Origin of the sequence: Bradyrhizobium sp. AUGA SZCCT0158, assembly GCF_018130065.1 — a bacterium.
Lineage (GTDB): Bacteria > Pseudomonadota > Alphaproteobacteria > Rhizobiales > Xanthobacteraceae > Bradyrhizobium.
On the sequence record NZ_JAFCME010000009.1, the window covers coordinates 177978 to 190214 of the forward strand.

Annotated in this window: 10 protein-coding genes; 8 read left to right on the plus strand and 2 right to left on the minus strand. The window is 62.9% G+C overall.

All coding sequences use genetic code 11. The features are described from left to right. Window positions 1–40: 40 nt before the first annotated feature. Window positions 41–1858 (minus strand): long-chain-acyl-CoA synthetase, encoded by a 1818-nt coding sequence (locus JQ574_RS15480; RefSeq protein ID WP_212215079.1) that lies wholly within the window; start codon window positions 1856–1858, stop codon window positions 41–43. 164 nt (window positions 1859–2022) lie between these two features. Continuing rightward, window positions 2023–2292 carry an acyl carrier protein gene (locus tag JQ574_RS15485; protein WP_192738752.1) on the minus strand — a complete coding sequence of 90 codons (270 nt, stop codon included), beginning with the start codon at window positions 2290–2292 and terminating at the stop codon, window positions 2023–2025. 243 nt (window positions 2293–2535) lie between these two features. Between JQ574_RS15485 and JQ574_RS15490 the strand changes: the two genes are divergently transcribed. The 8 genes from JQ574_RS15490 (at window position 2536) to JQ574_RS15525 (ending at window position 12098) form a co-directional block, all read left to right on the plus strand. Next, window positions 2536–3762, plus strand: a complete 1227-nt coding sequence (locus tag JQ574_RS15490) for an acyl-CoA dehydrogenase family protein (RefSeq protein ID WP_212215096.1) — start codon at window positions 2536–2538, stop codon at window positions 3760–3762. A 27-nt stretch (window positions 3763–3789) separates the two neighbouring features. Further along, window positions 3790–4743, plus strand: a complete 954-nt coding sequence (locus tag JQ574_RS15495; protein ID WP_212215081.1) for an amino acid--[acyl-carrier-protein] ligase — start codon at window positions 3790–3792, stop codon at window positions 4741–4743. Window positions 4744–4826: 83 nt separating this feature from the next. Further along, window positions 4827–6101 carry an O-acetylhomoserine aminocarboxypropyltransferase/cysteine synthase family protein gene (locus tag JQ574_RS15500; RefSeq protein WP_212271841.1) on the plus strand — a complete coding sequence of 425 codons (1275 nt, stop codon included), beginning with the start codon at window positions 4827–4829 and terminating at the stop codon, window positions 6099–6101. Further along, entirely contained in the window at window positions 6102–7190 is a 1089-nt protein-coding gene (locus tag JQ574_RS15505) for a homoserine O-succinyltransferase (RefSeq protein WP_312017867.1), read from the plus strand. Between the two features lie 101 nt (window positions 7191–7291). Continuing rightward, the gene (locus JQ574_RS15510) at window positions 7292–8170 is read left to right on the plus strand and encodes an acyl-CoA acyltransferase (RefSeq protein WP_212215086.1); all 879 of its coding nucleotides are present in this window, start codon (window positions 7292–7294) and stop codon (window positions 8168–8170) included. Window positions 8171–8194: 24 nt separating this feature from the next. Continuing rightward, window positions 8195–9082 carry a branched-chain amino acid aminotransferase gene (locus JQ574_RS15515; RefSeq protein WP_212215088.1) on the plus strand — a complete coding sequence of 296 codons (888 nt, stop codon included), beginning with the start codon at window positions 8195–8197 and terminating at the stop codon, window positions 9080–9082. Between the two features lie 29 nt (window positions 9083–9111). Continuing rightward, window positions 9112–10776 carry a thiamine pyrophosphate-dependent enzyme gene (locus JQ574_RS15520; protein ID WP_212215090.1) on the plus strand — a complete coding sequence of 555 codons (1665 nt, stop codon included), beginning with the start codon at window positions 9112–9114 and terminating at the stop codon, window positions 10774–10776. Between the two features lie 323 nt (window positions 10777–11099). Beyond that, a complete protein-coding gene (locus JQ574_RS15525) occupies window positions 11100–12098 on the plus strand; it encodes a TAXI family TRAP transporter solute-binding subunit (protein WP_409363451.1) in 999 nt (332 codons plus the stop codon). Window positions 12099–12237: the final 139 nt, after the last annotated feature.

A 12237-nucleotide genomic window follows, 5' to 3' on the forward strand; every position in this document is an offset into this window, starting at 1 on the left:
AACACCTCACCTCTTCAAAAAGCGGCTCTTCGAGCCGATGCTAAAACCTGATTCCGCCCTCCACGACGCGCGCGTAGACGGCCCGGTCGATCGAACGATAGGCGCCGGTCGCCGGATCGCGCAGGAACAGCCGGTCGTTCACGACCGAAGGATCGAATCCCTCCCGGATCAACCGCTGCTTGTTCCTCTTGAAGGTCTCGGTGGCGTCGAGCTCCGCGCAGAACCTGACGAAGACCGGAAGGGCATAGACCGGGAGCCGGCGCGACAGCTGTTCCGCGAAGATCCCAAGATCGAAATGCTGGTCCACGACCAAAGCCGCCATGCCGGCGCGTCCGTCGGCGCCGGGGACGGCGGCCCCGTAGGTTGAGGCGTCAACAACGCCGGGGCAGTCCATGATCGCGTCGTTCACCTCGCTGGTCGCGACGTTCTCGCCCTTCCAACGGAAGGTGTCGCCGACCCGGTCGACGAAATAGAAGTAGCCCTGCTGATCACGAAGCATCAGATCGCCCGTCCGGAACCAGGCATCGCCTTCCGCAAACACGTCGCGGAGAATCTTCTTCTCGGTCTCGGCCGGCTCCGTATAGCCTTCGAAAGGTCCGCCGCCCCGATCTGCGGTGCCGATGCGCCCGATTGCCTCGCCGACCTCACCGTGGGTGCAGGCGATGCAGAGCCCGTCGTCGCCGCGGACCGGGCTGCCGCTGTCGGCATCGACCTTCACGATCGAGGCGGGAAAGCGATGCGCCAGCAGCGGCGGGATACGGCCGATCGCGCCGGGTTTTCCTTCGAAGTTGAATAGCGAAAAATTACCTTCCGTCGCGGCGTAGAATTCCAGGACCTGCGGAATCGCGAACCGCTTCGCGAACGCCTCCCAGATGTCGCCGCGCAATCCATTGCCGACGGCCAGCCGCAGCCCGTGTCCGACCTCTAGCCCGGACGCCGGTGCGTTCAGAAGGTAGCGGCAGAGTTCACCGATATACTGGAAGACGGTGCAGTCGAAATACATGATGTCGTCCCAGAAGTCTTCCGCGGAGAACTTCTCGGCGATCACGACTGAACCGCCGGCGCGAAGCATGCTGCAAGGCGCGACGACACCGCCCACCGAATGATGGAGCGGCAGGCAATCGTAAAGGCGGTCGTGGATGGAAGCGTCTGTCAGCCCGGCAAACCATCCTCCCCAACTGAGGATGCGGCGATGACTGACGTTTACCGCCTTTGGCAATCCCGTGGTGCCGGAGGTGTAGATCAGCAGGGCGCGTTCATTGATCGTGACGTCGCCGCGCTCGACGGAGGATAGCGGGCGTGGATCCGTGCCGGCAAGCGCCGCATCCAGATCGGCGCCAGCGCTGCCGGGACCCAGTCTCCAGATCTGGGGCACGCGATCAAGGTGCGGACGTGCGGCTTCGAACGCATTCATGCAATCGGCGGCAAGAATGATGTGGTCGGCACGGGCAACGTCGATGCAGTGGGCAAGGGACCGGCCGACCAGCCGGGTGTTGATTAGCGCCACCGTACCGCCAACGCTGCTGATGCCGAGCCAGCAGGCAACGTACTCCGGCCGGTTCGGCATCAGCAGACAGACGGTGTCGCCGGCGCGGACGCCCAGGCTCCGCGCCCAACGCGCATATTGGCTGATCCGGGCGCTGAGTTCCCCGTAGGTGAAGGATTGGCGGTCGGAGAGCAGTGCAGGGCGTTCGGGTTGCCGTTTCGCCCATTCTTCCACGACGTCGGCGAACAGCCGTTGCGGCTCGGCCTCGATCCGCGAGGTCAGTTCGATGGCCTTCAGCCAGGCTTTGGTGGCAGACGGTCTGTGTCGCGAGTCACCGCTTTCAGTCGCCCGCTGAGCTGCGCCTGCTTTCATGATCTGACCCAGATGATTTCGATCGTTGTTCGCGCCGACCAGGTCGCGAGGCGGTAGAGCTGCGGCGGAAGGAGCGACGAGGCGCACCGGACCGCGCGCGATCTTGCGATCACTGTCGATGAGGTTTCGCTCGATCGCACAAGACGCATCTCTGTCCAACTCCCTTATCCCGTCGCGGGTCCGAGTTGGTTAAGGATCATAACCTCCAGCGTCTTCACCGATTGGAAATTCTCGGGCGTGATCTCGGGCTGGGGAAGGGTGAGATCGAACTCGGCTTCGACCTTGAGCATCAGCGCGACCATATCCATCGAGTCCAGTCCGATATCCACCAGCCGGGATTCCGGGTGGACATCCGCGATGATAGCGTTCTGCGCGAGAACGTTCCTGACGACGGAAAGAACACGCTCTTGGACGTTTGCGGCAAAGTCTTGCATTTCAGCTCCACTCATCGCGTGACGGGGCAGATCATGATGGACGTGACGATACCTGACTGCAGCTCAGGTCAGTAGCTCCACTTCGGGGGTACCCCGCTTGGGAGCACGTTCTCGGTAACATCCACCTTTGCGCCGCCGACTCCGCAACTGCGGTCGGTTAGATTGCCGCCGTCGAACTCGCGCGGAATTCATCTCGACCCGGTTCGGGTCTCCGACCATCAAACAAATGGGAGCCGTTGGGCCATGAATGTGCAGGAAGTCCAGTTCCGCAGCCTCGCCCGGGAAAGCAGCCGAGTACCATTCTCTCCCGATCGCGCCTCGTTCCAGCAGCGGGCTGCCGCCGTCGCGGAGGCTGCGGCGTCGGAAGCCGAAGCGGTCGACCGCGAGGCGCGCTTCCCGCAGAAGGCGATTGACGCGGCGCGCGCGGAAAGACTTCTAGGCGCCCAGATCCCGATCGAGTTCGGCGGCGACGGCGCGTCGATTTCCGAGGTGGCCGACATGTGCTACGCGCTCGGACGCGCCTGCGCTTCGGCCGGGATGATCTTCGCGATGCATCAGACCAAGATCGCCTGTCTGGTCCGTCACGGCGCGGGCAGCAGCTGGCACGAACGGCTCATGCGCCGCGTGGCGGCCGAACAAATGCTCCTGGCGTCTTCGACCACGGAAGGCCAGAACGGTGGAAACATACGCTTCAGCTCGGCTGCGGTGGAGCGCGAGGGCGCCGAGATCTCGCTGGTGCGCGACGCGACGGTGATTTCCTACGGCGCCGAGGCGGACGGCATCGTAACCATCGCCCGCCGCTCCGACGACGCCACCGGATCCGATCAGGTACTGTTGGCCATCACACGTGACGACTACACGCTGGAGCAAACTCTCGCATGGGAGACGCTCGGCATGCGTGGCACCTGCAGCGCCGGCTTCAAGCTGAGCTTCAAGGGCTCCGCGGAACAGATATTCCCCGTGGCATACGAAAAGGTCCATGCGCAGACCATGACGCCCGTCGCGCACCTATGCTGGTCGTCGGTCTGGGCGGGAATCGCGGCTGCGGCGGTGGACCGGGCGCAGCTCTTCATCCGCAAGGCCGCCCGCGGGGCCGGCGGCAACTTGCCTCCCGGCGCGCCGCATTTTACCGCCGCCAAGATGACTCTGACGAAACTGCGCGCCATCATCGCCGCGAACCTCGACTCCTTTGCGGCCCGCGAACAGGACGAGCGCGCGCTTTCGTCCATCGACTTCCAGTCCTCGATCAACCTTCTCAAGGTGGAGGCCTCGGAACTCGCGGTCACGGTCGTCATGCATGCGATGCGCGGGTGCGGCCTGTCCGGCTATCGCAACGACACCGACGTCAGTGTCGGCCGCCATCTCCGCGACGTGCTGTCGGCTCCGATCATGATCAACAACGATCGCATCCTTGCCAGCATGGGGAGCGCCACTCTGATGAGCGCTGTCCCGGCGTCACTGCGCGATTGATTTTTTTCTCTAGGAAATGGGGTTGATATGAACGTAGCCATGTTTGCTGCACCGGCGGAACCCACTCAGGCTGAGGCTGATCCGCTGGACCATCTTGCCGACGTGCTGTTCCACAAGATGGGCTCTCCGGGTGTCTACGCCCGCACTGCGCTCTATGAAGACGTCGTGGAGCGGCTCGCGGCGCTGATCACGCGGCACCGCGAACCGGACACCGAGGTGATGCGCTTTCCTCCCGTCATGAGCCGCACGCAGCTTGAGAAGTCGGGTTATCTGAAGAGCTTTCCGAACCTGCTCGGGTGTGTCTGCGGCCTGCACGGCACGGACAGTGAGATCGACGCGGCGGTCAGCCGTTTCGATGCTGGCGGCGACTGGACCATGTCACTTTCACCGGCCGACCTCGTGCTGTCGCCGGCCGCCTGCTATCCGGTCTATCCGATCGCGGCGAGCCGGGGCCCCCTGCCGGCGGGCGGCTTATGCTTCGACGTGGCCGCAGATTGCTTCCGTCGCGAACCCTCGCGCCATCTCGACCGGCTGCAGTCGTTCAGGATGCGCGAATACGTCTGCATCGGCAGCCCCGACCACGTCTCGGCGTTCCGCGAGCGTTGGATGGTGCGCGCTCAGGAGATCGCCCGCGATCTCGGACTGACCTTCAGGGTCGACTATGCCAGCGATCCGTTCTTCGGCCGGGTCGGCCAGATGATGGCGGTGAGCCAAAAGCAGCAGTCGCTGAAATTCGAGTTGCTGGTGCCTCTGCGCTCCGAGGAGCAACCGACTGCATGCATGAGCTTCAACTATCACCGCGATCACTTCGGCACCACCTGGGGCATTACGGACGCGACCGGTGAGCCGGCCCATACTGGTTGCGTGGCCTTCGGAATGGATCGTCTCGCCGTGGCCATGTTCCATACCCACGGCAAGTCCGTCGCAAGGTGGCCGACCGCGGTGCGGGATCTGCTCGGCTTCCCGCGGAACGACCGGTAGCCGACGTCGGCATTCGAGGAACTGAAATGCACCAACGAACTCCCGAGGTAGCCCGCGACAGAAGAGCCGAAGGGCCAACCTCTATGAAAAGAGAGACCCTCGCCGTACACGGCGGCTTCGACAACGATCCGACCACCAAAGCCGTCGCTGTGCCGATCTATCAGACCGCCTCGTATGCCTTCGACAGCGCCGACCATGGCGCCGCGCTCTTCAACCTCGAAGTGGACGGCTTTCGCTACACCCGGATCGGCAATCCGACCAACGCGGTGTTGGAGAAGCGCGTTGCCGCCCTGGAAGGAGGCGTCGAGGCGATGAGCGTGGCGTGTGGCCAGGCCGCGGTGAACTATGCGGTGGTCAACATCGCGGATATGGGCAGCAACATCGTCTCGGTCCCGCAGCTCTACGGCACCACGCATACGCTGTTCGCGCACATCCTGCCGAGGCAGGGCATCACGGTCCGGTTCTCGGAAGACGACAGTCCGGCGAGCATGGAGAAACTGATCGACGACGATACGCGTGCGGTGTTCTGCGAGAGCGTGGGAAATCCGGCCGGAAACGTTTGCGACATCGAAGCGATCGCCGAGGTCGCCCACAGGCATGGCGTGCCGCTGATCGTCGACAACACGGTTCCTACCCCGATCCTGCTCAGGCCGATCGAATACGGTGCGGACATCGTGGTCGAGTCGCTGACGAAGTTCATGGGCGGGCACGGCACCACGCTCGGCGGAATCATCGTCGATAGCGGCAGGTTCCCATGGGCGAAGCATCGCCGGCGCTTTCCCATGCTGAACGAGCCGGAGAAATCCTACCACGGGATGGTCTTCACCGAGCGCTACGGGGCCGCCGCCTACATCGCCCGCTGCCGCGCCGTCTCGCAGCGGACCACCGGCTCCATCCTGGCACCCTTTAACGCCTTCCTGCTGCTCCAGGGCATCGAGAGCGTCGCGGTGCGGATCGAGCGGCACGTCGAGAATGGCGAGAAGGTCGCGCGGTTTCTGCGCGACGACCGCCGCGTCGGATGGGTCAACTACGCAGGCTTTGACGATAGTCCCTATCACGCGCTGACGCAGAAATATTTGGGCGGCCGCGCGTGTTCGCTGCTGACCTTCGGCGTGGCTGGAGGGTTCGAGGCCGGCAAGCGGTTCTACGATGCGCTGAAACTGTTCAAGCGGCTGGTCAACATCGGGGACGCGAAATCGCTTGCCTGCCACCCGGCATCGACCACCCACCGGCAGATGTCGCCCGAAGAGCAGGAACGGGCCGGCGTGCGGCCCGAGATGATCAGGCTGAGCGTTGGGATCGAGCACGCCGACGACATCATCGCCGACCTCGATCAGGCGCTCCGTGCCGCAGATTGAGTGCAGGTCAACCATGAAGGCATTCAGATGCCCGTCCTTGTAAATATAGACTCGTACGAACACCACCTTTTCTCAAGAGCGCGGAACGGAAGCGGCGCTGAGTCCCCCGGAAACCGGAAGGAATGCCTCGACATCGGGCTGATCAACAACATGTCGGATGCCGCCTTGATGTCCACCGAGCGCCAGCTGTTCGACCTGCTCGGCGCGGCGGCCGGAGAGCTCCTGGTCAGGCTGCATTTCTACACGATGGAGACGACGCCCCGTTCGGACTGGGGGCGCGATTACGTGCGTCGCTACTACCGTGGCACCGACGATCTGCTGAACAGGAGCCTGGACGGAGTGATCGTGACCGGCGCCGAACCAAGAGCCGCCAACCTGCCGGAAGAACCATACTGGTCCAGCTTCGTCCAAATCATCGACTGGGCCAGGGAGAGCACCGTCTCTTCGGTGTTTTCCTGTCTGGCCGTCCATGGTGCCGTCCTGCACCTGGATGGTGTGGAGCGCCACAAGCTGCCTGCGAAATGCATCGGCGTCTTCGCTCAAACGAAGACGAGAGATCATCCCTTGATGCGCAATGTTCCGGCGACCTTCAGAACACCGCACGCCCGGTGGAACGAGGTGCAGGAGAGGGCTGTCGAGAGCTGCGGATATTCCGTTCTCACCAAGTCGGCAGAGGCCGGCGTCGACTGCTTCGTCAAGCAACAGAGGAAGAGTCTCTTCGTCAATTTCCAGGGCCATCCGGAGTACGACACCCATAGCCTGTTGGCTGAGTTCAGAAGGGACATGGGTCGTTTCCTCCGGAGCGAGAGCGAGGTCTGTCCGACGATACCGAGCGGCTATTTCGCCTCGGAGGCGGAAGAGATTCTGACGGCCTTCCGGCGGAAAGCCCTTTCCGACAGAAGTCCGGAGCTTTTCGCCGATTTCCCAGTCGACCAACTGGCGAAGGATCTGAGAAACGCCTGGCATCAGCCGGCCAGGCGCATTTACCGCAACTGGCTGCTGTACATGGCCTCGCAGCGAGCTGGACGCTCAAAGCCGTTTGCCTTCAACGGAAGTTATCGAACGAGGCCCAGGCCTGCCGCGGCGTAGATCATGGGTGCGTGCGGGCAACATGGAGAACCGGAGCAACGGCCGCGATCTGCTAGCCGGGCTCTCGATCGCCGACCTGCCGACGAAGAAGCGGGAGCGGATTGCATGATGGAGTTCGGACCGTGATCCGATGCCGCGAGATAGGACCGGCCGATCTTGTTGCCATCGCCGATCTTCTGACGCGTGGCTTTGCCCGCCGTTCGCGCGACTACTGGATGGACGGGCTCCGGCGCGCTTCCGTGCGCGAGGTACCCGATGGTTTCCCCCGCTTCGGGTACATGCTCGACCATGAAGGGATGCCCGTCGGCGTTCTGCTGCTGATCTACACTGAGCGGGACGATGACGGCGGAACCTCGATCCGCTGCAACCTCTCCAGCTGGTATGTGGAACCTGCCTTCCGCAACTACGCGCCGATGCTGACCAGCGTCGCGCAGCGCCACAAGCGCGTCACCTACGTCAACATCAGTCCGGCCTTCTCGACCTGGCGGACCATTGAGGCCCAGGGATTCCGTCCCTATTGCGGCGGCTTGTTCTTCTCCTTTCCGGCGCTGTCGCGTCCGAAGAGCATGCGCGTCGAAGTCGTTCAGAAGGGCGCACATGCGGTCGACGGATTGTCCGACGCCGACGTCGCGCTGCTTGCGCGGCACGCCTCGTACGGCTGCCTAAGCCTGGTGTGCCGCGCGGGCGACGGCCGCGGCTACCCCTTCGTCCTGCAGCCGATGCGCAAACGCGGGATCCCCCTGCCAGCGATGCGGCTGATCTATTGCCCCGATGTGGCCGACTATGTCGCCTGCGCCGGCGCCATCGGCCGCTTCCTGCTCCGGCGCGGCCGGATCCTGGTCGCCCTCGACGCCAACGGCCGCATGAAGGATCTGGTCGGCTTCTACAGGGGAGAGCGCGGCCGCAAATACTTCAAGGGTCCGCGGTGCCCCCGGCTTGCCGATCTGTCGGATACCGAGCTGGTGATCTATGGACCGTAACTCTGCTGCCAATGGAGAGCCGTCATGATTCCCAACAGCAAGTCCGTCAGCCATTCGCAGACATGGACATTCTACCAAGGCCAGTGGCACGAGGGCAATGTGCCGATCATGGGGCCACGCACCCATGGGCTTTGGCTCGGCTCGACCGTGTTCGATGGCGCACGCGCCTTCGAAGGCGTTACGCCCGATCTCGACCGCCATTGCGCCCGCGTCAATCAATCCGCGCTCAACTTCGGGCTCAAGCCGATCGTCGATCTCGACACGTGGATGGGTCTGGCGCGCGAAGGCATCAAGCGCTTCCCGCCCAATGCCGAACTCTACGTCCGCCCGATGTATTGGCCGCAGAATGGCGTGGGCGGCGGCGTGCTGTTCGATCCGGAAACGATGGACTGGTGTCTTTGCATCTACGAAGCGCCGCTACCAAAGCCGGTCGGCAACGCGATCACGCTGTCGCCGTTCCGCAGACCGACCGCCGAATGCGCGCCGGTCGATGCCAAGGCCGCCTGTCTCTACCCGAACTGTTCGCGCGCGCTGATCGAGGCCGCCTCGCGCGGCTTCCAGAACTGCCTGATGCTGGACATGCTGGGCAACGTCGCGGAGTTCGGCAATGCCAACGTGTTCATGGCGAAAGACGGTGTAGTGTACACGCCGGCGGCGAACGGCACCTTCCTGAACGGCATCACCCGGCAGCGGGTGGTCGAACTCCTGCGCGGTTCGGGCGTCACCGTGGTGGAGGCCACGCTGCGCTATGCCGATTTCCTTGCCGCGGACGAGATCTTCTCGTCCGGCAATTTTGCCAAGGTTGCGCCCGTAATTCGGATTGACGACCGGCAGCTTACGCCCGGGCCGTTCTATACGCGTGCACGGAAACTGTACTGGGAATTTGCGCACGCGGTAAAGCTTGCGGCGTGATGATGACCTTTCAACCGAGATCAAGTCGCATGGCTTTTCGAGTTGCCGATCTACTCGTCGATTCTCTGATCGCGCACGGCGTCGACCGGGCATTTAGCGTACCCGGCGAAAGCTTTCTTGCGCTCCTTGACGCTCTGTACGAACGCGACGAGATCGATCTCGTGACTTGCCGCCACGAGGGAAGCGCCAGTCTTGCCGCAGTTGCCGACGCCAAGCTTACCGGCCGGGCCGGCGTGGTGATGGTAAGCCGCGGGCCGGGCGCATCCAACGCGGTGCTTGGTCTGCATGTAGCTTCCCAGGAGGCCATACCCCTCGTATTGCTCGTTGGTCAGGTCGGTACGTCTGAGCTGAATCGCGACGCAGTGCAGGAGATCGACACCGGGCGGGCGTTCGGTGGCCTTATCAAGTGGTCCACCAGAATCGATTCGGCGGCCCAGGTGCCCGAGATGCTGGCGCGCGCATTTTCCGTGGCGCTTGGCGGCACGCCCGGGCCGGTGGTGATCGAGCTTCCTGAAGACGTTCTCGAGATGGAGGCGGGTCCGCTCTCCGCCAGGGTTCACGGCGTCGCGCGAGCCGAGCCCAGTCGAGCCGCCGTGGAGCAGGCGACCGTCCTGCTTGGCAAGGCGGAGCGACCGATCCTGCTGGTCGGAGGAGAGTGTCGAACGGCGGAATTTCGTAAGGACTTGTTCGCGCTGAGCGAGCGCTGGAATGTACCGGTCGCGGCCACCAACAAGATGCAGGATCTGTTTCCGAACGATCACCGGCTCTGGATTGGACAGCTTGGCTTCTTCACGTCGCCAGCGCACGTTGCGCTCTTTGAGCAAGCGGATCTGATCGTTGCGATCGGAACACGGCTCGGCGACCTGTCTTCCATGGGCTTTCGGTTTCCGCGACAATCGCCGCCGTCTCAGCCTCTGGTTCACGTCTATCCCGATCCGAATGCGATCGGGACCCACTTCCATACGGATCTTCCAATCGTCGCGTCGGCGCATCCGTTCTTGAAATCCTGGCTCGACGTACCGGTCGTGTCGCGCGAGCGCGGTGGGTGGATTGAAGCCGTGGCGAAAACGCGAGAGGCGGTGCACGCATGGCCCGAGCCGGGCATCCCCAGCGCCGATGTCTTCGGGCATGCTGTTGCGGCCATCGCCAAACGCTTCCCGGCAGATGGTATCGTGACGACCGACTCCGGCAACTTCGCCGCTTGGGTACACCGCATATTCCGCTTCCAGCCGTCGGCCCGCCTGCTTGGCTCCGCCTGCGGCGCGATGGGCAGTGGTGTTCCTTCTGCATTGAGCGCGAGCCTTCGTTATCCGAACAATCAGGTGATCGCGTTCTGCGGAGACGGCGGCTTCCTGATGACCGGGAATGAGCTGGCAACAGCCGTTGCCCGCCGGCTCAATATCAAGATTGTGATCTCCAACAACCAATCGTACGGCACCATCCGCTCGTATCAGGAGAAAGCGTTTCCGCAGCGTCCTTGCGGTACGGACCTGTCCAACCCCGACTTTGCGGCCCTTGCCCGCGCATTCGGCGCGCAGGGCTACACGATCACGAACGCGGCGCAGGCAGCCGAGGTCGTCGCGGAAGCAATGTCGGCCAAGGGCCCCGTAGTGCTCGAAGTTCGATCTGATGTGCGCCAAACACTCGATCGATCCCTCGCCGCTGCGCGCGCTGATGCATCGGAGCGCCGGTAGGCTGTTTATCGGCGGTCCTCAGGCCGCGAGCGGCTAATGATGCTGATCGTTCCCCGCTAGGTGTACCTCTGAAGGGTTACCTACGGATATCAGCTGCGTAGTGAAAACAGGATTCGCGAGAGGGAATTCGTACCGTTCCATCTGTTCACGTAATGAGGGCTCCGCGGCTTAGTCCGAAGGGGTAGGTGTGGTTCCTTCATGCAGGGAATAGGATGCATGGGCGAAGTGCATAAAACTGCTGACGGATTAGAAAGGATATCACCATGGGACAGGTGATTGCAGTTGGGGCGCGGAACGCAAAGGCTGCGCTGCGCAAGCTGCTTGTGCGGGCGGCGCTGGCCCCGCTGCTCATGATCGTTCAACCGTCCGACGTGGATGCACAGACGCAACCTGCTGCTCGGCAATTGCGACGTGAGGCACCGCCGCAGAAGCCGCAAGTGACGATGAACGCCTGGACGGTTGGCCTCGCCGGAGGTCTTCTCGAGGGCGCGCCCATTCGCCTGGCGGCCGAAGTCGCCCGCGTCGTGGATGATGGTGACAAACTGCACGTTCTTCCGATCGTGACGCGCGGAGCCACGGAAAACGTGAACTCACTGCTTTATTTGCGCGGCATCGATGCCGCCATCATCAACTCCGACGTACTTGAGGAATACAAGAGCCAGGTGCCCGATATTCAGCAGCGGCTGGCCTATGTGCTGAACCTGTTTCCGTCCGAACTTCATATCTTCGTTCGTCCCGAGATTCAGAGCCTGAACGATCTCGTCGGCAAGAAGGTGAACTTCAATACCCAAGGCACCGCTGCGGCCTATTCGGGACCATTGATCTTCAGTCGTCTTGGCCTCGACGTGGAAAAGACCTTCATCCCGCATCAGATCGCGCTCGAGCAGATGCGCAAGGGCGAGATGGCCGCGGTCGTCTTCATTACCTCGAAGCCGGTGGATGCTTTCGTGCGCGGCCGTTGGGAGTCAGGTTTCAAGTTCCTGCCTGTCCCCTATGACCGCAAGTTCGAGGACTATTATCTTCCCGCTGCGCTCGATGCCGCAGAATACCCAAATCTGATCAAGCCGGGCGAACGCGTAACGACGATTGCGGTGCCGACCGCGCTCGTCGCCTTCAATTTTCCAGCCAAATCGAACCGCTACGAGCGGTTGGCGCGCTTCGTGGACCATCTGTTCTCCCGGATTGAAAAGTTGCAGCAGCCTGGCTTCGACCAGAAGTGGAAATCGATCAATCTCGCGGCTACCGTTCCTGGTCTTGCGCGCTTCCCTGCGGCGCAGGCATGGCTCGATCGTGGGCCGCGTGCTGCGCATGCATCGCAATGAGACGCGCGGCCGGTCTGTTCGTGGCTGGAATCACGCTCGCAAGCGGCACTGCTTTGGCGCAGGGGACACAAGATCATCCGACAGCGCAGGTTCACGATTGTTCCCCGGCGGAACGCGCAGCAGGCCTGGAGTGCCCCGA

Bases quoted from the DNA above. Each gene is read 5' to 3' on its own strand.
- JQ574_RS15490 (WP_212215096.1), top strand. From the start codon at position 2,536: ATGAATGTGCAGGAAGTCCAGTTCCGCAGCCTCGCCCGGGAAAGCAGC.
- JQ574_RS15520 (WP_212215090.1), top strand. From the start codon at position 9,112: ATGGCTTTTCGAGTTGCCGATCTACTCGTCGATTCTCTGATCGCGCAC.
- JQ574_RS15495 (WP_212215081.1), top strand. From the start codon at position 3,790: ATGAACGTAGCCATGTTTGCTGCACCGGCGGAACCCACTCAGGCTGAG.
- JQ574_RS15485 (WP_192738752.1), bottom strand. From the start codon at position 2,292: ATGCAAGACTTTGCCGCAAACGTCCAAGAGCGTGTTCTTTCCGTCGTC.
- JQ574_RS15500 (WP_212271841.1), top strand. From the start codon at position 4,827: ATGAAAAGAGAGACCCTCGCCGTACACGGCGGCTTCGACAACGATCCG.
- JQ574_RS15515 (WP_212215088.1), top strand. From the start codon at position 8,195: ATGATTCCCAACAGCAAGTCCGTCAGCCATTCGCAGACATGGACATTC.
- JQ574_RS15480 (WP_212215079.1), bottom strand. From the start codon at position 1,858: ATGAAAGCAGGCGCAGCTCAGCGGGCGACTGAAAGCGGTGACTCGCGA.